Annotated in this window: 15 protein-coding genes; 3 read left to right on the top strand and 12 right to left on the bottom strand. The window is 35.7% G+C overall.

Features of this window, described 5'->3' with window-relative positions; genetic code table 11:
- Positions 1-5: 5 nt before the first annotated feature.
- From MYP_RS00810 to MYP_RS00790, 5 genes are all read right to left on the bottom strand, one after another.
- Entirely contained in the window at positions 6-1,430 is a 1,425-nt protein-coding gene (locus MYP_RS00810) for a B12-binding domain-containing radical SAM protein (protein ID WP_045457153.1), read from the bottom strand.
- Positions 1,431-1,481: 51 nt separating this feature from the next.
- The gene (locus MYP_RS00805; RefSeq protein ID WP_045457150.1) at positions 1,482-1,784 is read right to left on the bottom strand and encodes a winged helix-turn-helix domain-containing protein; all 303 of its coding nucleotides are present in this window, start codon (positions 1,782-1,784) and stop codon (positions 1,482-1,484) included.
- The gene (locus MYP_RS00800; protein ID WP_045457147.1) at positions 1,781-2,392 is read right to left on the bottom strand and encodes a hypothetical protein; all 612 of its coding nucleotides are present in this window, start codon (positions 2,390-2,392) and stop codon (positions 1,781-1,783) included. The genes MYP_RS00805 and MYP_RS00800 overlap by 4 nt, the downstream gene beginning before the upstream one ends.
- Before the next feature lie 550 nt (positions 2,393-2,942).
- Positions 2,943-3,593, bottom strand: coding sequence for a response regulator (locus tag MYP_RS00795; protein WP_045457144.1), 651 nt, complete (start codon positions 3,591-3,593; stop codon positions 2,943-2,945).
- A gap of 11 nt (positions 3,594-3,604) precedes the next feature.
- Positions 3,605-8,698: an AAA family ATPase gene (locus tag MYP_RS00790; protein ID WP_045457141.1), complete on the bottom strand. Its 5,094-nt coding sequence runs from the start codon at positions 8,696-8,698 to the stop codon at positions 3,605-3,607.
- Positions 8,699-8,945: 247 nt separating this feature from the next.
- On the opposite strand from MYP_RS00790, the gene MYP_RS00785 reads away from it, so the two are divergent.
- The gene (locus MYP_RS00785) at positions 8,946-10,193 is read left to right on the top strand and encodes a DEAD/DEAH box helicase (RefSeq protein ID WP_045457137.1); all 1,248 of its coding nucleotides are present in this window, start codon (positions 8,946-8,948) and stop codon (positions 10,191-10,193) included.
- A 108-nt stretch (positions 10,194-10,301) separates the two neighbouring features.
- Entirely contained in the window at positions 10,302-13,103 is a 2,802-nt protein-coding gene (locus MYP_RS00780; protein WP_045457134.1) for a PAS domain-containing sensor histidine kinase, read from the top strand.
- 44 nt (positions 13,104-13,147) lie between these two features.
- Here MYP_RS00780 and MYP_RS26865 read toward each other — a convergent pair whose 3' ends face one another.
- The 3 genes from MYP_RS26865 to MYP_RS00765 are packed head-to-tail and all read right to left on the bottom strand — an operon-like array spanning position 13,148 to position 18,414.
- Entirely contained in the window at positions 13,148-15,340 is a 2,193-nt protein-coding gene (locus tag MYP_RS26865) for an OmpA family protein (protein ID WP_197059977.1), read from the bottom strand.
- A gap of 11 nt (positions 15,341-15,351) precedes the next feature.
- Complete coding sequence (locus MYP_RS00770) at positions 15,352-16,296, bottom strand: PorP/SprF family type IX secretion system membrane protein (RefSeq protein WP_045457130.1); 945 nt, start codon at positions 16,294-16,296, stop codon at positions 15,352-15,354.
- A 3-nt stretch (positions 16,297-16,299) separates the two neighbouring features.
- A complete protein-coding gene (locus tag MYP_RS00765) occupies positions 16,300-18,414 on the bottom strand; it encodes a T9SS C-terminal target domain-containing protein (protein WP_045457128.1) in 2,115 nt (704 codons plus the stop codon).
- Between the two features lie 165 nt (positions 18,415-18,579).
- Between MYP_RS00765 and MYP_RS00760 the strand changes: the two genes are divergently transcribed.
- Complete coding sequence (locus MYP_RS00760) at positions 18,580-19,491, top strand: YihY/virulence factor BrkB family protein (protein WP_045457125.1); 912 nt, start codon at positions 18,580-18,582, stop codon at positions 19,489-19,491.
- A 78-nt stretch (positions 19,492-19,569) separates the two neighbouring features.
- Here the strand turns inward: MYP_RS00760 and MYP_RS25920 are convergent, their stop codons facing one another.
- The 4 genes from MYP_RS25920 to moaCB all read right to left on the bottom strand — a co-directional run bounded on the left by MYP_RS25920 (position 19,570) and on the right by moaCB (position 23,021).
- Complete coding sequence (locus MYP_RS25920) at positions 19,570-19,737, bottom strand: YqaE/Pmp3 family membrane protein (RefSeq protein WP_156140217.1); 168 nt, start codon at positions 19,735-19,737, stop codon at positions 19,570-19,572.
- A gap of 11 nt (positions 19,738-19,748) precedes the next feature.
- Entirely contained in the window at positions 19,749-20,516 is a 768-nt protein-coding gene (locus MYP_RS00755) for a porin family protein (RefSeq protein WP_045457122.1), read from the bottom strand.
- A gap of 345 nt (positions 20,517-20,861) precedes the next feature.
- Complete coding sequence (locus MYP_RS00750) at positions 20,862-22,058, bottom strand: molybdopterin molybdotransferase MoeA (protein ID WP_045457119.1); 1,197 nt, start codon at positions 22,056-22,058, stop codon at positions 20,862-20,864.
- 9 nt (positions 22,059-22,067) lie between these two features.
- A complete protein-coding gene (gene moaCB / locus MYP_RS00745) occupies positions 22,068-23,021 on the bottom strand; it encodes a bifunctional molybdenum cofactor biosynthesis protein MoaC/MoaB (protein WP_045457117.1) in 954 nt (317 codons plus the stop codon).
- Between the last annotated feature and the right edge of the window lie 14 nt (positions 23,022-23,035).

Raw genomic sequence — 23,035 nt, 5'->3', positions numbered from 1 at the left:
AGGTTTTAATTTTTTACAACTGACACGGATAAATTTGAAACAATCTCAGGCATTTTCTTAGATTCTTTTTCAGGACTTACCTTTGACAATATGGCTTCCAGCAGAGGAAGCATATTATTTAATTGTTTCGTTTTAATGATAAAATTCCAGAGCGGTTCAAACTTCTTCCATCCACCTGCATAGATAAGATGCTTGAGTTTGTATTTTATGGAATCATGGGCTGTACCTGCTTTCCAGATATTATTCCAGGAATAAAATTCTTTATAAGCATAATCATAACCAGCCTTTAATTCCTGAGGAGAAAGATTCTTTGTTTTAAAAACTACATTTCGCGTATCGTAGAGATCCCAGTTTCTGGTCAGTATTCTCCCTTCCTTCTCGTAGTTATCAAAAAGTTTTGTACCAGGATAGGGAGTCAACACATGATAAGTTGAAGTGGTAATACCCATCTGCACACCCCAGTCAACTGTTCTTTTAAAAACGTCTTTATCATCATCATCCAGGCCGAATACAAAGCTACCATTGATCATGATACCTAATTCCTGAACAACTCGGATAGCCTGTTGATAATCTCGTCCAAGATTCTGCTTTTTATTGCTTGACTTAAGGTTGCTTTCACTCAATGTTTCAAACCCTATAAACAAACTTCTCAATCCGGCATCAGCAGCCTTTTCTATGAGCTTGCTTCTTAAAATAGCATCAATTGTGCTTGCTCCCTGAAATACCCTTCCCATTCCTTTCATGCCTTCAAAAAGTTCCGAAGCAAACTTCTGATTACCCAGCAGATGGTCATCAAGGAAATAAAGATGCTTACCCGGAAGCCTATCTATCTCGGCCAGTGCTTCATCTACGAGTTGTGTATAGAATGATTTTTTAGAATTAAAAAAGGCATCCTTATAACAAAAGTCGCAATGATGAGGACATCCTCTGCTCACTACTATTGAGTTCGGGACGAGGTACAAATGTCTTTTGATTAAATCCCTTCTCACAGGAGGAATACCTACGATAGACCTCTGCAGGGAAACATACTTTTTCTTGGGAGATTTATTTTTAAAATCTTTTAAAAAAGCAGGAAAGGTATCCTCGCCGGGACCAATAAAAATGCTGTCTGCGTGAGTCATTGCCTCTTCAGGTAATGAGGTAACATGAAGGCCCCCAAGTATTACATAGCAATTCTTTTTTCTATAGTGGTCGGCTATGTTATAGGCCCTGTATGCATTGGTAATATATACCTGAATCACGACCAGATCAGGCTCGTCGTTGAGATCAATCTCTTCAACATGTTCATCCTGAATTGTCGTTTCATCATTATCAGATAGCCAGGATGCAAGTGTAGCCAGGCCAAGAGGAGGAAATAATGAATATTTTACGGGCCTCCAGTATGGACTTTTAGCTTCAGTTAGTGCTGGTAATATAAATTTTACTTTCATATATTTAAAAGTACTTTGCATTTCAAAGTTAAAAAACAAAAAAAAACTACTTCAGTTTTTTTTCGCATTAATAAGTGCTTCTAATGCATTCAAATGTTCTTTAAATGCATTTTTTCCTTCTTTAGAAGCACCATAAGATGTATTAGGTTTTTTACCTATAAATGATTTTCTCACTTCTATATACTTTATTTTCTCAAGTGCATTCAGGTGACTTGCCAGATTTCCGTCCGTAACATCAAGGGTTTCTTTTAAGGCATTAAAATCCACCCAGTCATTGACCATCAGCACAGACATTATACCAAGGCGGATTCTGTTTTCAAATGCTTTATTCAGATTTGTTATTAGACCTTTCACTTCTCATATTTGAAATACATAACCACTCCATAAATTATGTGCAATACGCCAAAGCCCATCGCCCAAAAAAGTATACCATACCCAATAAATATTGTGGCAAAAATACCTAATATAATTTCACAATAACCTAGATTACGAATATCATTCAAGGTAAAATTACTTCCATTAAGTAATGCTAAGCCATAGAAAATTAAAGTACCAGGAGCTATAAGGCCTACTACACCATAGTATAATAAGGCCAGACAGAAAAATCCTCCGGTAGCAAGGGGCACTGCCATATTGATGATCAGTCTCTTACTAGTAGAGTCCCATATGCGCACCCCCTTTTTCCTCGTTTGTCTGATGGTAAAAAACAATCCTGAACCAATTGCCAGAATAAGCACAATAAATGCATCCATGAAAAGAAAGAAATAGATCTCTTCGACTGACATCCATACTCTTCCGCTTTTAAGCCCTTCTATCAGGATATAGGCAAATCCAGCTCCCAATAATGCAAATATCCCCGCAAATACTCCGGAAAGGCCACTAAGAGAAATAAATCTCGAAGATCGCTCCATCAACGAGCGTATTTCCTTAAGGTCGTTTAAATGATCTATTGTTTCAGACATAAAAGTACTTTGTTCTTCAAAGTTAAATAAAGAAATAGAAATACAAAATGTTTTTTAGTTTTTTTATAAGGAAACATTAAATCAGAATGATAAAAACAACAAAGGGTGACCTGTTAAAGTCACCCTTGTTCCCAGATAAAAAAATTTTGCATTACTGAGAAATCTCCGAAGATTTTACTCACTTTTTAGAAACAAGTATCCGTTTAATCTCCCTATTAATAATCGGTTACTTAAAAAATTTTCTATTTTACAAGTTTGTCTGTCCCCTCAAGAGATTATATTTTAAAAACTATCAAGTATAAATAAATGACTATCAGAGTGTTAATGTATACCAAAAAATAATTAACTGCTACCCTGACACAAATATGATAAAGAAGTAAAAGCTTAGCCATCCCGTAAACCGGTATTTTTTTTCTCTACCTGTTTACGGGATAATACTTTTCATTATTCTTTTAAAAATTTCACTATTTCAATAAGCTTAGCAATAAAATACAGCTTTGGGGGCAGCCAAACATAGCCAGAGGATTAACCTAAATCTGAAAAGTATCAATTAATCTATAAGATTATTCTGAATACAATATTTGATAAGGCCCACAGTATTTTTTACTCCCAACTTTAGAATTATATTTTTTCTATGAGTATCAACTGTGCCAGTGCTGATAAATAGTTTTTCAGCTATAGTATTATTTGAACATTCCTGAACGATTAGTTTTAAAATCTCCAACTCTCTTTTTGTCAAAACATTATCGATATTGGAAGACTTTAAACTAAATGCAGGCATTAGGTCTTTGGTATTTTTTGCCCCACTTGAAAATAATTCTTTACTGATATACATTTCGCCTTGAGAAGCCATTTTGATAGCAGTTAGGAACACCTCTTTCCCTTCACTTTTATATAGATAACCATGAATACCATATTTAAGAAGCTTTGTATAATAACGAGTCCCGTGATACATCGTCAGGATAATGACCTTAAGATTTGGGTATTTTTCACGGATTTCCTTTGTAAGGGCAACGATATCCGTATCTGGCATATTGATATCCAGGAGAATGATATCAATACTTTTGCTGGCAAGCACAGAAAGTACCTCTGCCCCGTTTAGTGCCTGGCCTGAAATTTCTATCTCTGGCTCGTTTTTCATTAAACTTGACAACCCATCAATAAATAACTGATGATCGTCCGCAATTAAGATCTTTATCATAGATATAGGGATTAATCTATTTTCACTTTTAATGGTATACTTAGAATGACAGAGGTTCCTCTTTCGGAAGAGTCGAAATTGACAGTACCTCTGAGAAAATTCACTCGCGCTATGATATTGTTTAAACCTCTGCCCTTTTTTCGGGATTTAATAGTCTTCTCAAAGTTAAACCCTTTTCCGTCATCTTCCACAGTTACTACCAGAATATCATTCTGATTTACAAACTGAATATCCATATTTTTTGCTTCAGAGTGCTTTAAAGCATTATTAATAAGCTCCTGAACTACGCGGAAAACCTCAATTTCAAAATCAGTTCGGAATTTTTTATTGATATTAAAGGATTTGAAATTAATACATACTTTACCGGTACTTGTAATTCTTTTGCAAACAAAGTCGACAGCCAGAACAAGTCCATACTGTAGTAGTACATCCGGCATAAGGTTGTTGGAAATTGATTTCAACTCCTTAAAGGCATCTTCAAGAAGGTTTAATGAGCTGTCCAGGTAACTTTCCCTATCTTCTACACCACTCTCCTTGAATGCCGTCAAATTCAGTTTTAGGGTAGATAGCAGATATCCCATCCCATCATGCAACTCTTCAGCAATTCTCTTGCGTTCATACTCCTGGGTTTTGATAACTTCTTTTGAAAGGATTGTTTGTTGAATGTTGATTTTCTTAAGCAGATTTTCCCGCTCCCTGAAGGCTGCGACTTTCTTTTCTTCATTCAATGCATTTTCTATTGATACCGCCATTTGACCTGACAACAGTTGAAGGAATTGAATCCTTTCAGGAGTAAAGGCATTTGAGATAAGGTTATTTTCCAGGTAAAGAACACCCATGATGTTGCCGGATTTCAAAATTGGCAAACACAAAACGGATTTAAGATTCTTTTCCTGAATCAGTTCATCTGAAGAAAATTTTGGATCTTCTATTGCATTATCTATTACCAGACTTTCTTTTGTATGCAGCACATACTGAAAAATAGAATTCGGAATCAATCCAGCTTCTTTAAAATCGATACTTTTAAGTACGGTAACAATAGGGTCATCCAACGCTCCTTCTGCTTCTACATAAAATTCTTCATCCTCATTTTTAAGAACCAATAATCCCTTTTCAGCACCTGCATTTTCCAAAACTATCCTGATCATTTTTTCAAGAAGCCTTTCAAGGTTTATTTCTCCGGAAATAGCAGTAGATGCCTTCATGATACTTTTGAGATCAAAACCTATTGCATCTCCTGCAACCTGCTCCTGTTCATTCATTACAGAATGATGACCTCCAACTGTTTTTCCGAATTTCAGAAACGAAGGATATCTGTTTTCAAGCTCTTCAACTTTAGCAATTGCTCCCCAATGATAGTATTGCTCTCTTGCTTTTTGAATATAAAACTCTCCCTGTACAGGTTCTTTACGAGACAGGTTAAACTTACCCATCATCTCTAAGACCAGTGCTTCTTCATGAAGGTATTCATATTGACGGGCAAATGAAATAGCTTTTATATAGTTAGCATATGCCTTATCATTTTTACCTTTTACCCTGTTTAACTCTGCCTCTATAATATAAAATTTGTGTAAGTAGTTCATAGGAGCACTTTTGGAAAGTTTAGCAAGCTTCTTCTGATTATTCAAAACCCTTCTAAGAATGCTCTTCCTTTCCTTCGGGCCCTTTCCATTCACCACAGCCAGATAGGCTATTGACTGATAAAGATAGAAAGATGGCACCAATGGATTTCCTACAGAATTGGCCACATACTTTTCTGCTTCTACAGCATACTTATATGCCTCTTCAAATTTGCACAGATAATAGGAAAGTAACAGTTTGCATATAAAATAATCAAAGGTTGAAGATTTAGTAATGGATCCTTCCTTATATGGATTCACCTTTGACTCATCAAAAAACTCTCCTATGAGCAATAAAGGATCTTTAGGATTTTCGTATAGATTTTGTGCAGTCTGGGCAAACAAGCTATGACTGCACAATGGAGTAGACTGCTGTAGTTGGACAATCCTTCTGGTTCTCACCCTCATTGAAACAATACTATCTCTCAACTGATTCCCTGATATGAACTCATTGATAGATTGTATTAAAACCGAATATGCAGCATACTCAAAATCTCCGGCCTGCACACCTGCTTTATAAGCTTCTTCCAAAGGAGCTATTGTCTTTTTCAAATGATCGAACACATGCGTCAGGAATGTATTGGAAACCATTCCAACTCTTGACTTATGCTGTTCAGGTGGAAAGTACTTTTCCTGTTCACTTGCCAGTTTAACCAGCCTTTTGCTGGTTGCATAATCTTCAAATCCACCTGAAATGATCAGAGCATAACTTACAGTAATATATGAAGACATAGCACAGTTACCATGCTTCACCATCAGGAGAAATGGCTTTGTTGCAAACAATGGGAACAAATCTGGAAAAGAAAAATATGAAGCAGAGGCTACGCTTGCAATAATTCTTATGGCAGCATATACCTTAGGGTTATTCATTTGCTTACTCTTCCAAAAGCTATCAAGTGAATTCGCACCTAAAGCCGCCTTAACTTTAAGCACATCCATTAATACATGGAACTTGTTGGGCTTTTCAGGGAATTTAACTCCAAGAATTTTCAGTACCTTTAGCGCTGTTACCACCGCTTCTTCAACTCTTGCAAGCGCTGTATAAGCTCTTATCCTGATTTCATAGACTTTTACCTGATCAAGTGTTATCTCAGTGTTACTCAGAACATGTTCAATCCAATCTTCCATTTTATCGTAATTTCCGCAGAGATAAGCACTTTCAGCAGCTTCACTATACAATGCAAGACTTAAGTCATAATTTTCTTTCCAAGTGTTTTCTGAAAGTAGGTCGATTCCCCTGATTAAATAATCAAGACTTGATGAGTAGGCAGAGGCTCTTTTTGCCTTTTTACCTGCAAGTACAAAGAGTTCCGCAGCTTGCATTTTCTCTTGATCCGAATCAAGGGCATTGATTCCCGAAACAAACTGATTTGCGATATCAAATATATATTCTTCAATCTGATCATTTGAAAAGTAAGCAAGCAAGACTTTTCCCAATTGAAGGTGAAGGGTGTCTCTTTCATCTTCATTAAGCAGCATATAAACTGCCTGCTGAACTTTATCATGAGAGAACTTATAACTTCTTTCTACCGGAATAACAAGATCTTCAATCAATCCGATCTGAACATCCTGTGCCAGGTCATGCTCAGGTTTATTACAAATGATAGAAAGTAAGAGAAGATCAAAACGGTTGCCAAGACAAGCCGCAAGTTTAAAAACTTTCTGAGTTTCATCAGGAAGCTTTTGAATTCTTGCAGCTACAAGATCCACAACATTATCCGTAATATTAAGCTCTTCCGTCCCCTTGATATCAAGTTCCCACTGACGGTTTATAAAATCAAAATTCAGAAGTTTTTCCTCGTATAAAGATTTCAGGAACTGATGCACAAAGAATGCATTACCTTTAGTTTTGTGATAGACCAGATCTACAAGATGATCCTTTTGTGACTCAGCAATTCCAAATGATTCATTAATAATGCAACTTACATCATCAAAAGTTAAATTTTTTATGTGTATAGATCTTACAGGAATCGATGCTTTTATATCTTTTACTACTTTGTTTAAGGAGTGATACTCCCCCACTTCGTTATCTCTCAGAGCTCCTATAATCAGGAGGTTGCTTATTTCTTTACCGGATAAAAGTAGTTTAAGCAATTCAAGGGAAGCATTGTCTGCCCATTGAAGATCATCAATAAATATTACAAGGGGACTATCTTCAGTGGCAATAGATTTAATAAAATTTCTTGTAACGAAATTAAATCTGTTAAGTGTTTCTGCCGGTGTTAGTGATGGTACTTCAGGTTGAACGCCAATTAGCAATTCAAGGTTGGGAACAACCTCTGTAAGTACTTTTCCGTTCGCCCCCACTGCAGCGCAGATGATGTTCTTCCAATTATTAAGCCTTTCATGCTTTTCCTTTAGAATAAAATCTACAAATTCTCTGAAAGCAATGATGAATGCATAATAAGGTATATTTTGTTGTATCTGGTTAAATTTTCCTTCTATAAAACACCCTCTTTTATCAATTACCTTTGCACATATCTGTCTTACCATTAAAGATTTTCCGACACCTGAATATCCTGTAACTTGAACAAAACCTGTTCTTCCTGCACATGCTTCATCAAAGGCTTCTTCAAGTTGTTGAATTTCCAGGTCCCTTCCGTATATCCTCTTCGAAATTTGAAAATTAGAAGAAAAGTCAGTACTGCACAAAGGGAATACCTCTATAGTGCCATTATTAAGCAACTGTTCATAACAGATTTCAAGGTCATCTTTTATGCCACTTGCAGATTGATATCTATCTTCAGGATTTTTGCTGATCATTTTACTGATCATGTCGGATAAAATATCAGGCACTTCTACTTTCAGCTTGTTTAACGGCCTTGGACTTTTTGCAATATGGAAATGGATTATTTCCATTGAATCCTCAGAATAAAAGGGATTTAACTCTCCAAGCATTTCGTAAAATATAACTCCAAGAGAATAAATATCACTTCGGCTATCTGTCTTCCATTGCACCCTTCCGCTTTGTTCGGGAGAAATATATTCAAGCTTGGTTTCACCTGTTAGAAAGCTAAGGTTGATAACTTTATTATTTGAATGAGTAGAGTTACTAAAATTTAAAATTTTTACATCAAAGCTATCTGGAGAGATAAAAATATTATAGGGGTTAATAGCATGGTGAACTATCCTCCTTTGGTGTAGCTCGTCCAATAGACCACAGATATTTATACTGATCTTAAAAAAAGTATTTAAATCTATCGGTACTTTCTTAATAAATTCAGTAAGTCTTATCCCATCTATATCTTCAATAAAAATCCCAGCTAAAGCTGAGGTGCTTTCGAGATGAATATGTTTTGGTACACCTTGAAACGTAATTTCATTTGCAATGGCAAATTCGTGCCTTAATCTAGCAAGACTACTCTGATCACTTGGTGATTTTAATGCTTTAAGAAGAAAAGTTTCGGAATTAACAGCAACCCGATAGAGCACAGTGCTATAATCAGATTGAATTTCTTCTACTATGCCATAGGATGGGAATTCCATTTCGAATGAATATTTAGTTTAATACCTGAAGATAAAGTGATAAGACTTGCCTAAGAGATGTTAAATGTATAAAAAATGCAATAAATTAGCTTTATGCTGGCATAAATAAATTCCAGAAAAGTCCTGTTTTTAAAATAAAAAATCGGAAATTTACTAAAAGCATAGTAAAATCTGAAATTCCTTCCTCCTAACTGGTGACTTATCTCATAAGTAACGCTTTGCAGGGGAACCGCTAAAAATATTGATAATGAAATTCGAAGAATATCCAATTCCGCAAGAAATAAAAAAAAGCCTGGAAGAAGCTGGTTTAAAAAGACCGACTGACATTCAGTTCAAGTGTATTCAGCCTATTCTGAATAAGGAAGACGTGCTGGCAATTGCACAAACCGGTACTGGCAAAACTGCTGCATTTGTAATCCCTGTCCTCACTCTGCTTCACGAATCCAAACATAAGAACAATAACATCAAATGCCTGGTAATGGTACCAACCAGAGAGCTTGCAGTACAAATTAATGAAGTATTTGAGAAGATTGGAAAATACACAAAAATAAAGTCTTTTGCAATTTATGGAGGAGTGGAACAAGAGACACAGATCAGGCAGCTTGAAGGGAGAATTGATGTACTTATAGCCACTCCAGGCAGAATGTTTGACCTTGCCCATCAGGGGCATTTAAGTCTGGATAACATAGAAATATTGATTCTGGACGAAGCGGATCACATGCTTGATCTGGGTTTTATCAGAGATATAAGAGACGTTAAGCAGATGCTTTCCCAAAAACACCAGACACTTTTTTTCTCTGCAACAATAGATAAAAAAATTAAGGAAATCGCTTATTCCCTTGTCAGAAATGCAATAAGAATACAAATCTCCCCCAAAGATCCTGTATCCAAAAAAATTGATCATTTCGTAGCCTTTGTTGAAATGGACGATAAAAGGTTTTTCCTTGAAAGAATTGTGAAAGATAATGCTCAGAAAAAAATTCTTGCTTTTGTAAGAACCAAAGTACGTGCAGAACGATTGTCAGCCGCAATGGAAAGAGCGGGTATTGCAGCTCTTACCTTGCACGGAGACAAAGAACAGGAGGACCGGTTGAAGGTATTGAACTTATTTAAACAGGGTAAATCAAAGCTACTTATTGCTACGGATGTCAGTGCAAGAGGTATCGATATTTCTAATGTAGAAATTGTGATAAACTATGATCTTCCTGAACAACCCGAAAACTACGTTCATCGAATCGGAAGAACAGGTCGTGGTACCGACAGAGGAAGAGCCATTTCATTCTGCAGCAAAGAGGAACTTTCATTATTAGAAACTATTGAGGAATATATAGGAAAAGAAATCACAGTAATGGAAATCAGTAAACAGGACTACATAGAAACCATTGAATCTACTGAAGAAAATAATACAGATTGGAAATCTTTAATGAAGAATGTTGAAGACCTTGATTTTGATAAAAATATTCAGAAGGGAAAACATTCAAAAAAGAAAAAATAATTTGACAACTTAATTCACCAGAAACAATGTTATATATTAAAATAACTTATGGTTAATCATAAATAAAAAAGAGGACCAAAGGATTTCTTACTATTAAAAAGTACATGCATGCACAACAGAAAGAAAACCTTAAATATCAACAAAAAGAGAGCATTAGGAAAACACCCTTTGCTACGAAAAATGATCCTCAGAATAAAAGCAGAGGCCTCTGAATTTTCTACCGTTAAAGCGATACTTAATTCCATTTTTAGCATTTACTCAACAGATTCTGTTATCATACTGATTGAAGATAACTTTAAGTCAAAGAAGGTATCTAAACTGAAAAAGTTCCTTTTTATCCACAATCGATATTTACATAAAATCATTAACCAGTCCGCAATAAAAGCGGAAAAGGTATATCTTATACCTTCAAAAAGTCAAATTGAAATTACCGAAAACACAATAAAAATTACCAGGACGCAAGATGTGATTTTTGAAGACAAGATTTCATTTCTTGAAATTGCAAATGGCAAAGTAAATTTTACACCAGCATCTTACACGCATATTGAAGAAAACACATACAAGATCAGACATTTGAGATTTTGTATCTCAAAACTCAACAGGATTAACTTTGAAAATAAAGGTCAAAGAAACTTAAACAACAGGAAAATAGAAGGTAGTACTAATCTTATCTCAAGCTATATACTTGAAAACATTATTGATTCTACCAATCTGATCATAGTAGGTGTAAGTGAAAACGGAATCATACAAATATATAACAAAGCAGCTGAAGTCACTTCAGGTTTTTCAAGAAAAGAAATGATCGGTAAAAAGTGGTTCGATTATGTGACGCCTAAAGATGTTTACAAATATTATGCGGGGAAGACCAAGCGTAATTTACAGAGCTTTGAGACTTCTCTTATAACGAAATCAGGCGAAGAAAAAATTATTCACTGGCAAATTAACGAAGTACATTTCGGTGGGGAGTTAGTTGGTTCAATTGCCCTTGGCATGGATATCTCTGGTCTTATAAAATATATTAACAAATTAAATGAGGGACATGAAAAATTTAAGGCACTTGAAGAAAATAAACTTTTTGGTATTGTAAGAAGATCACCTTATGGAAAATATATTTCCGCAAATCAAACCTTCTGTCAACTTACCGAATATTCACTGAATGAAATTACAAAACTAACATTAGATGTCCTTACCTACCATGAAGACCTGGATAAGGAAAGAGTATTGATTGACCAGTTAATCTCGGGTGAAATCTCAACCTATAAAATTGAGAAACGATTAATAACAAAATCAGGAAAAGTTATATGGGTTGAAGTGAATGCTGCACCATATAAAAATTTGTATGGTAAGATAGAATACTTCATTATAATAATTGAAAACATAGACCAAAGAAAAAATGCTGAATACACATTAAAGCAAAATGAAATAAAGTATAAAATTCTGGCAGATAATCCTACAATTGGCTTCGCATTCTCAGACGACAGAGGATTCCTGATTGAAAGTAATGAAGCATTTCATAAGATGCTTGGTTATCAAAAGAACGAACTTCTGGGAAGACATTTTAAAGACTTCACCTATCATGAAGATGCAAAAAGGGAAGCCGAGTTACTAGAAAAAATTTCGACAGGAGAAATCAATGATTACCAGATTGAGAAGAGGTATATGAATAAAAATAAAGATGTATTCTGGGTCGATATGAATTTAAGCACTGTGAGGAATGAAAAAAATGAAATTCAGTATTTCATCTGCATTACACAAAATATAGATACAAGAAAAAAAGCAGAAGAAGCGCTGAAACAAAGTGAAGAACAATATCGATTTCTTGCCAACACCGTTCCTCAGATATTCTGGAGTGCTGACGAATATGGTATAGTTAATTTTTTCAATAAAAAATGGATAGAATTTACCGGATTATCAGTGGAAGAATCCATTAACAACGGATGGCTTTCTGCGATATACCCGGAGGACATGGTGTCAACAGAAAAAGAATGGTATGAAGCCGTAAACCAAGGAATAAAATATGAAAAAGAACTGAGGTTAATGAATAAGGAGGGAAAATACAAATGGTTTCTTTCCAAAGCAACACCATTAAAAGACGCTAAAGGGAATATCATAAAATGGTTCGGCACTAGCATGGATATTCATGACTTAAAAATTGCTATTCAAAACCTTGAAGATGCCTATAAAGAATTAAAAAAAGCCAATGTAGACCTTGATAATTTTATTTATACAGCTTCCCACGATCTAAAAGCCCCTGTATCAAATATTGAAGGGCTTGTAACATACCTTGATCAGCTTTTAAAGGAAATGTATTCACCAAACGAGCAAAATGGAGAAGTTGAGAGTCTTATAGATATGATGTACCAAAGCTTAGCGAAATTCAAAAAAACCATTGAAGATCTCTCTGATGTAACCAAAGCACAAGGAAACGGTACATCAAAGGATTTGACAGAGATCAACCTTTACGATGCTCTGGAAGAAGCCAAAATAACATTAATGAATGATATAAATAATTCTAAATGCATTATTACATATCAATTGACTGCCCCTGAGATTAAGTTTTCCATAAAGGATTTCAGAAGTATTTTATATAACTTACTCAGTAATGCTATTAAATACAGATCAAGGAAGAGAAAATGCAGGATAACTATTAAAACATACTATCAAAAGGATGCAATAGTATTAGAGGTAAAAGATAATGGCATTGGAATCTCCCCCAAAAACCAGGAAGGAATGTTTCAGATATTCAGAAGGGTTCACAACCAAAAGCTGGATGTAGACGGTACAGGAGTAGGTCTGTACATTTTAAAGAGAATTATGGATAATAACAATGGCTCTATACAAGTAGAGAGTGAAGTGGATAAAGGTAGTACATTCAGACTTATCTTTTCTAATCAAAAAAATAACCTGTAAAATTGCTTCTACAGGTTATCACTAAACTTATTACATAGAGAAAATTATTTCAATTTTATTTTCATACCTGCAGTAATCGTATCTTCCTCCAGATTATTAAGCTTTTTTAAATTTTCAACAGAAACCCCATATACCTTAGAAATAGTCTCAAGTGTATCGTAAGGACCAACTCTGTGTACTTCAGGCTCCATTATTTCAGTAACTTTAATTTCGGTTCTCCTGTTGTATTGATGCTCTTCTTCTTTGCAATTAACTCCATCTTTGCAATGATTCATAATCTTGCTTTCACCATAACCCTTAGCAACTATTACGTCGGAAGGAATACCTTTAGATACAATATACTGAACTGCAGCCTCCGCCCTTTTCTGGGAAAGCTTCATGTTGTACTCCTCTGAATGCCTGCTATCCGTATGTGCAGAAAGTTCCATTTTAATATTCGGATTTTCTCTTAACACTTCAACCAGCTTATCAAGCTCAAGAGCCGCGTCATAGCGGATCTCGGACTTATCGAGATCATAATAAATATTGCGGATTACAAAGAGCTTGTCTTGGTCATTAAAAAATACATCTTTAAGGATAATAGGTTTATCTATTTCGATTTCTTTTAACTGAATTGCAATATTCATAGTATCCTCTGTGTTACATTTTGCCTCTATGGTTGTGGAATGAGAGAAGTAATTGTTTTTTGCAAGTTTCAATTCATATTTTGCACCAGGCTGTAATTTGAAAAAGAATTTACCTTCTGGATTTTTAACTATTGCACAAGGCTCATAAGACCTCAGACAAATCTTCTTTGCAGGCTGTCCAAAAGTTCTTTCATAAGCAATTACATTTGCTGTATCCCCCATTTTATAAAGTTTTACCAATACATTTTCAAGGGGCCTTTCCGAATTATCAACCAAATGAAGTGTAAGTCCTGCAAGCACACAGGTTGGATTAGAAAACTTATAAATATCATCTTCACCCATTCCTCCCTCTCTATTGCTTGAGAAGAAACCTCCATTCATAGTAGTATCCAGTGTAATTCCAAAGTCATCTTTTGGTGAATTCATAGGGTACATAAGATTTTCTGGTTTATCCCATTTATCATATTTACCGCTTGTCACAAACATATCCAGCCCACCAAGACCAGTATGTCCATTGGAAGAAAAATAAAGCTTTCCATCAGGAGCAATATAAGGAAACACTTCTTTTGCAGGTGTATTTACATATTTACCAGCATTTTTTGGAAAGCTCCATTTTCCATTGGCCTCCATAGTACAAAAGTATATATCCGTTTGTCCCATAGATCCTGGCATGTCTGACACAAAATATAAAGTTTTTCCATCAGGAGAAAGCGCTGGATGGCCTACTGAATAATTCAGGATGTTATTATATTCAAATGGCAGTATTGCTGACCATGTCCCATTTTTCTTTACAGAATAATATATTTCCAATCTGTTAACAAAATCAGGTCCTTTCTTCTGTCCATTAATTTTACCTCTGTTACTAACCTTATTTGTTCTGGTAAAGTAAATCGTATCACCTTTTTTCGAAAATGTAGCAGGTCCGTTATGATACATACCGTTAACTCCCTTAAGCTTATTTTTGAACTCAATTTTGAAGTTTGTATCAATCTCGGCAAAAGCAAGATTTAGGAAAGGTGTGCCTGTCCAGCCGTAAATCTGTTTATTGGAGTAATCAGTATCATCAAATTTTCTATCCGTAGCCAGGATAAGTTTATTTTCTATCAACAAAGGGGAGAATTCAGAATAGACAGTATTCACCGATTTTACATTTTCGATTTTAACCTGAACTGGATTAGACATCCACTCCATTGCTTTTTCACAGTTTCTCGCAAATGCATCTGCCATCTTTTTTTCAGAAGGAAACATCTTTCCAAATTGAATATATTGTTTTCTTGCCTCCTGATAATCTCCATTGTTCCTCAAAGCCTCAGCATAATACAATAAATTTGAAGGTTCAACTCTGGAGAACTTTGTCAATAGGACAGCATACCATTTTTCCGCCTCTTCTGATTTATTCATTTTTCTGTAACAGTCAGCTATCTTCTGTACTATTTCTACAGACTGTCCTTTTTTTTCTGCAATAACTTCATATTCTTTAACAGCAAGAGAGTAATTGAATTGATTATAGTTTCTATCTGCCCTTGCAAGAATGCTCTGTCCTGATGCAGTGTAGCTTTGGATCATGCTATACAATAGGATAAGTGACCCGATTCTGGTAAGAAGACTCATAATTTTATACATTAAAAGTATCTTGGTGTTAACATTTTTGATCCGCCTTTTCTATTAATATTATATCCCGCAGAAATTTCGTGGGTAGCAAAGTCTTTATAACTTGTTAAAGTAATATCATAAGAGTACCCCAACCTCAGATTTGGAATAGGAAAGACTTCAGCCATAATTACAACAGCATCTTTCGCTGATCCCACATCTTCAACATTGTTTTTATTGAACACTCTTGTTCGATAGGAACCACCTATCCAAACGATATCATGGAATATAAAGAAAACTGAAGCATCACCATTGGTAGGTCCTTTCAGGTCTTCTTTAATCATAATACTAGGTCTGATCTTTATATTTTCTACGATTTTTGAAACGAAACCAGCCGCCAGGAACAAGTGCTTTCTTTGTGATGGAATCATGTCTGAACCTTTATTCATGTTTACCAGCACGTTATTCAATGACAAGCCTATAAAAAATCTGTCAGTATTAAAATAAAGACCTCCCTGAAATGCTGCTCTGGTTTTTGCTTCACGTCCTATAGGCACAGCAGGGTCGTTTGGCTGATCAGTAGTTAGTTTATTTCCGTCTATGCCATAATTAGTAATACCTGCAGCTACTCCCAATGCCAGTCTTCCTTTGGTTGATACTTTTATCCTATAAGCAAAAGATCCGAAGAATGAATTCTGAAATTGTGCACCAAGTTCATCATGGATGAAATAAGCTCCAACACCTGCTTTATTCCAGTAAAGCGGCATATCTCCGCTCAGTGTCAAAGAATTTGGTTCTCCATTAACTTTTGACCATTGCTTTCTGTAAAGGCCATTAATATTAATTGCTTCCCTGCTTCCTGCATATGCCGGATTTATTACAACACCATTGAACAGATATTGACTGAATTGTAATGTCTGCTGAGCATAACAATGAACAGAGAACAAAAGAATTACGGAAGTAAATAATTTTCTCATCACTTATCTTACAATGGTTAAATAATTAACTATAGTTTTTTCTGTGTTGCAAAACCTGATCTTAAGCTTAAAGTAATAGGTACCTTCATTCAAACTACTTCCGTCCCAAGTGTTTCTATACCCTCTTTTCTTATAAACTTCATTTCCCCAGCGGTTCAAAACAACCAGTTCATTATCCGGAAAATATTCAATATTTCTTAATACCCATAGATCGTTAATACCATCGCTATTTGGAGAAAATGTATTGGGCACATGCACTGAATAAATAGCCTCATTAGACTCAATTGATGCTTCGCCACTGGCACAGTTCGCCATACTGTTATTGGCTTTTACTGTTATCGTACCTTGCTTCATCTCATTGGATTCCAATTCGACAAGATTGGTTCCCTGACCACTTAAAATTTTCCATCCATCCGGAACTTTCCATTCATAAGAACTCGCTCCAGGCACAGGATTTATCATGAATTCAAGCTTTCCACATGCAGAACTTAAGTCTATAATAGAAGTAGGATTTGCAAGCACCTCAACAAAACTAACTTCTAAAGTATCAGTCAATGTATCTTCGGGTAAACAATCATTCACATTAAAAACTTTAACCGTATAAAATCCTGATTCATGAACTGTAATTTCAGGTGTTGTTTCCCCGGTGCTCCAAACATAATCTCCTTGAAGGACTGGACTCTTAAGTGTTACTTCCTGGCCACATAATGTAGTATCTTTACCAAGTATATCTCCTAAGTCATCTCTTATAAAAAGAATAACAGTATCGGAAGTGCTGCAAGAGTTACTATCTGTTACTTTTGCCCAGACGTTATTCTCCCCGGGTTTGCAATAAGAAATCTGCTGAGAGGTCTCACCTGTACTCCATTGATATGTACCTCCTGCCAATGCTCCTGCATCAAGGGAAAAACACCCTGTACATTTTTTATCAGGATCAGGCCCGAGATTGACGATCGGTAATTTATTAAGTGTTATTGAAATGGTATCGGATGTTGTATCAGCAGGATTGCATCCTGGAATATCAGTGATAGAAACATAATAAACACCTGAACTTTTCACAATAATTGAGTCTGATGTATCCCCTGTATTCCAGATAATTTTTCTTCCTATATCTGCAGTGCGAATGATAAGGCTATCCCCGCACAGTGTTACATCTTCACCTAACGAAGGATCGTAACCCTGCTTTATATTAATCTTTATGGTATCTATATCGAAACAACCTTCTGAAGTTGTAACCTTTGCGCATACACTTGTGAATCCAGTTTTACAATAATAAATGGAAGAAGTAGTATCTCCGGTGCTCCACCAGTATTTTGCATCACTAAACGTACCGGCATCAAGCAATACGCATCCTCCACACTTTATATCAGGATCCGTCCCAAGATCGACAATAGGAGTACTTCCTAATTTAACACTGATTGTATCGCTAACAGTATCGGAAGGACTGCAACCTGGAATATTGAATATGTCTATGTAATAAATTCCGGATTGTTTAACTACAATTGAAGTATCTGACTGGCCATTGCTCCATTTAAAAGTACCACCAAAAGAACTGCGAGGAGAAATAGTTATACTATCGGCACATACAATGGTGTCAGAAGATCCGAGGTCAATATCATAACCAGGCTTTACTGAAACTTCAACGGTATCAGAAACAGAGCAACCAAGATCATTTGTCACTTTTGCCCAAACTTTGTTGTTACCAATATCACAGAATTTAACGACCTGAGAAGAATCACCGGTGCTCCAGATAATCTTTGCTCCTCCCTGATCCCCTACATCAAGAGTAATGCAGCCACCACATCTCGGCAGGGGATCTGCACCCAAATAAACAATCGGATTTTCAAGAAAAATAACCGGTACTGTATCTACGCCTGTGCAGCCTGCCTTATCAACTATTACAGTAAAAGTATCTGTCTGGGTAACAGTTATTTGCTTAGTAGTTTCTCCGGTACTCCAGAGGTATGTTGCGCCGGTAACGTTTGCATCAAGAATGACTGGTCCTTTACACGGATCCACTTCTTGTGCTATCACAACTCCGACATTTACCTGCAAACATTGTCCCAGTGCATTTGCAGTTATAAATAAACCGGCAAGGATAAAAAGAAGATTTTTCATGATTCTATAAATTCAGTAAGACCTCTAGTAATTTTAAAACTTCCAACTTAACTAAGCACTATTCAATTTGTTTTTACAAAAAAAGTGTTATACCCCTTACATCTCCCCAACATCATAAAAAGAACAAAGCTTGCTTAAATATTTGTTACCTAAAAAAGGTATATTATGGAGAAGAATGGTTTCAGATTCAGAGATATTGGAAGCCTGTTGAAGGAAACTATTAACAAATGGATCAATGATGATGCATTTACTCATGCGGCTGCAGTATCATTTTACGCCTTGATATCTTTACCTGGAATATTGATTATCATCGTTAATACTATTGGTTTTTTTCTTGGCAAAAATGTAATTGAGGGCGATATTTCAGAAAAAATTAATATGCTTATGGGTAAGGATACTGCTAAACAAATTCAGCAGATAATAGTAAATGCATCTCAACAACCCCGTTCAGATATATTAATGATCACCGGTATCGGTGTGCTTGTTATAAGTGCAACAGGGGTGTTTATTCAGCTTCAAACTTCACTGAACCAGGTATGGCAGGTAAGAGTAAAAAAAGAAGCTACCTGGATTAAAGTTTTATTGGATAGAGCTGAATCTTTTAGTCTTATACTTATAGTAGGTTTATTCTTATTCATATCTATAATCCTCTCCTCGGTTATATCATCCCTTAACTCTTTTCTTGCCCTTATTATTCCGGGGTTTTCCATTTACATATTTTACCTCTTTGACTTCATTATTTCCTTTTCAATACAGGCAATTTTATTTGCACTTATATTTAAATACTTACCTGACATTAAGATAAAATTCAGTGCTTTGTGGGCTGGAGCTTTCCTTACGACTGTTTTATTTTATCTGGGAAAAATATGTCTCAATATTTACTTCAACAACGTTTCACCTGAATCTGTATTTGGGGCTGCAGGATCAGTAATCCTAATACTCTTGTGGATCTATTATTCCTGCTTATTGCTTCTATTTGGAGCTGAATTCACACAGGTTTATGTAAAAAAATATCAATACATTGTTGAACCTTCCAGAATGGCATACTTCCTCCCGCAAGTACAGGAAGAATCTTAAGTTTAAGTAATAAGTTTTAAGTAAAAATTAATGTTAAAAATGAAGTCTTAAAACTTATTACTTATAACTTAAAACTTATTATAGTTTTCCTTCTTCCTTTAATAAGGAAAGTAAAGCCCATATAAAGGCAGGCAACCAGCCAATAACCGTAACCTGTAATACCAGGCAGATGATTCCCGGAACCATCTTTTTCTGAAACATAAGTGACAACCAGGGAAGAAAAAAAGCTATAACATATTTTACCATAATAATAATATTTAAAATTTAACACCAAAGTCCAAAGCAAGTATATTACTTCTTATCTTAACACTTGAATTGACTTTTGTTCTATAAGGATCATTAAATTTTAAATGTGGGTGAATCATATTTATAAACCCTTTGTTCAGGCTTAATCCGGCATATAAACTAATTTTGTCATTTAGAGCATAATCTGCTCCGGCGCTAAAGAACAAGCCAAGATCAAAAGGATTAAACAAACTTTGTGGTCTATTGTCCCCGTTTCTTCCACGAGAAGGATCATCCCAAAATTCATTTTTAGCCAGATTCCAATAATGAGCACCATCTCCACCATTTACATTTTCAGAAAGTTTAAAATCAAGAGTAGGGCCAAAAGCAAATACCAGTTTTAAATTATCAATAATTTCTTTTGAATAATACTTCCCAATCAATGGTACCTGCATGTAAACAAGGTTGTATTTGGAGACACCTGAATAGTAACCATCTGTATTTCTGATAAAAATATTTTTGGTAGTAAACCAAAGACCAGGAGTAAAGGCGAAATTTTCATTTAAAAAATATTCAAGGTTGGCACCCAGACTTATGCCCCCGACATTGCCCTCTTTTGTAGTTGAACCATCTGCTACATAACGAACCCCAGATGGCGTAGGATCGGGATCTTTTATTGTTGCTACATTCAAGCCTGGTGCTAATCTAAATGACCAGTGTATATCTCCTTTGCTTTGCGATAAAGCCCTTGTACTTCCAAGAAACAAAACCAAGAGGGTTAACAAATAAACTTTTTTCATACTATTTATAAGACTTAAATCAATTCAAAAGTAAGTACTTTAATTGAAAATATCTAAAGGGTTTCAGGAGGGGAACAACACCATGGTACTTGATATGATCTTTAGTAAACCACTTCAATGTATCACCTTATTTTACAGCATGTTTCATTCAGAATAAAGTAAAAAAAGGTAGATAAACATTTGGAATTACAGATGTTAGTTGAAATTTCAATATCCAATAAATTAGAAAAAAGAAAAAAAAACTTAAGCTAAAAGAACGCTGAAAATCAATCACAATAAAATTATAATAATTAAAAAAGCTTCATCCTGGGATACTAAAACTTAGTTTAATTTTAACCTTAACCTTCAAATACCTCTCCATGGTATAAATTCAACGAAATCCCCCTCTTTAAGCTCTTCAACTTCTGCTGGGTGTATCGCAAGGCCGGAAGAACGAGTAATGGATGTGAAATCACCACTGCCATTATTTTTAATTTGATGAAGACCTGTTTGCGATCCAAATAGCCCAAGAGTGCATGGAAAATATTCTTCAAAGGTGCTTTTTTTCTTCCTGATACTGGTTAAAGGCAGCTTTATTGTCTGACAAGGAGGCAGCCCGAAACAAGCTCTGAGAAAGGGTTCTATGAATACCTTAAATGAAACCTGACAAGAAACAGGATTTCCTGGCAATGCAAACACAACTGTTTTATTGTCTCGGACGCCAAACCAAAGAGGTTTCCCAGGTTTTATCTGAACTTTGTGAAATACTGCCTTAACGCCGCATTCGGTAAGAACTTCCGGAACAAAATCCGCATCCCCCATTGAAACACCGCCGGAAAGAATAAGAATATCCATATTCTTTAAGCTTTCAATAGCACTCTTAATCTCTTCCCTACGATCTGACACTAGTTTTCTTGATGCTATATCAATATTGTAATGCTGAAAAAATGAAGCGATGGTATAAGAGTTGCTATCTCTGATCTGATGAGGCAATACAGAATCTTCAACTGCTTTTATTTCATTACCTGTAGATATAATAGATACCTTTGGCAAAGAATAAACTCTAACATTATTTCTTCCCAGTGAAGCTAAAAGTCCGGAGGTACTTGCATTAATAATAGTTGACTGATGCAATACCATTTCTCCTGATTTAGCGTCTTCGCCTTTTATAGCTATGTTCTGCCAGATCCTGTATGGAAGAGATTTAAATTTCACCATACCATCTTTCAATTCAGAATCCTCTACACGGATGACAAGATCTGCGCCTTCCGGTACAGGAGCTCCTGTCATTATCTTAATACATGACCCCACCTCTTTCAATGATTTAATAAGGCCTCCGGCAAGCATCTCTCCTACAAGTCTGAATTCTTTATTTTTTTCTATATCTTTAAACCTGAGAGCATAGCCATCCATGGCAGAGCGGTTAAATGGAGGATAATCTCGGTCTGCATAAATATCCTCTGCAAGAATCCGATCATATGATTCGGAAAGTAATATAGTTTCAACACCGAATGGTCTCGCTTGTTTCAATATCAGATTTCTGGCCTCATTAACTGTTAGCATAAGATAAAGTTAGTGTGCGCCTCCGCGAAGCATACTTTTGGCATGAAAAACAGCAGGTAATATAGCTTCCAGAGATTCCTTCACTCCATTAGTACTTCCTGGCAAAGTAACGATCATTGTACCTCCGATTGAACCTGCAATAGATCTGGACATCATTGCCAAAGGGGTTCTCATACCTCCATATACGCGCATAGACTCAGCTATACCGGGAGCGTCTCTTTCAATGATTTTCTGCACAGCATCCACTGTATGATCCCTTGGTCCGAGGCCGGTTCCACCTGTAGTAAATATAAAGGCGATATCCTGCTTTACCCAATCTTTGATCTGCTTTTGAATCATCTCCTCTTCATCAGGAATAATCTGATAATCTACAACTTCTGTATTATGCAGCTCCAGCATTTCTTTAATTTTTAATCCTGAGCTGTCTTTTCTTGTACCTGCGGCGGTGGAATCTGAGCATACCAGTATGGCAGCCTGATGTGGTCTTTTAGAAAACTTAGCCCTGTCTGACTTACCGCCGGTTTTATCAAGGAGTTTTACAGAAGATATTTCTATGCTTTTATTACCCAATGGCTTTAACAAGTCATAAATAGTAAGTGCAGCTATTGATACAGCAGTCAGTACTTCCATTTCTATACCAGTTCTTCCGATAGATTTACCTTCGGCAAAGATAACCACACCCGACTGATCCTTAAGTTTTCCTTCAGGATCATCTTCTTCAGTGAGTTCATCAATAAACTTGTAGGATATATTTAGCCCATCAATGGAAACAGGGTGACAATGCGGAATCAGGTTCTGGGTATTTTTTGCTGCAAGAAAAGCGGCAGCTCTGGCGACATCAAAAAGATTTCCTTTCGGTAGTTTATCATTTTTAATCAGTTCAACAATCTCCTTGGCACAAAGAACAGCTCCCATACCTTTGGCTGTTCTAAGGGAAATTTGCTTTCCTGTTATATCTCTCATAAATGTTATAGCTG

The sequence above is a fragment of the Sporocytophaga myxococcoides genome (assembly GCF_000775915.1).
GTDB lineage: Bacteria > Bacteroidota > Bacteroidia > Cytophagales > Cytophagaceae > Sporocytophaga > Sporocytophaga myxococcoides_A.
Note: the sequence above shows the minus strand (reverse complement) of the source record. Positions and strands in the feature narration are given on the sequence as shown.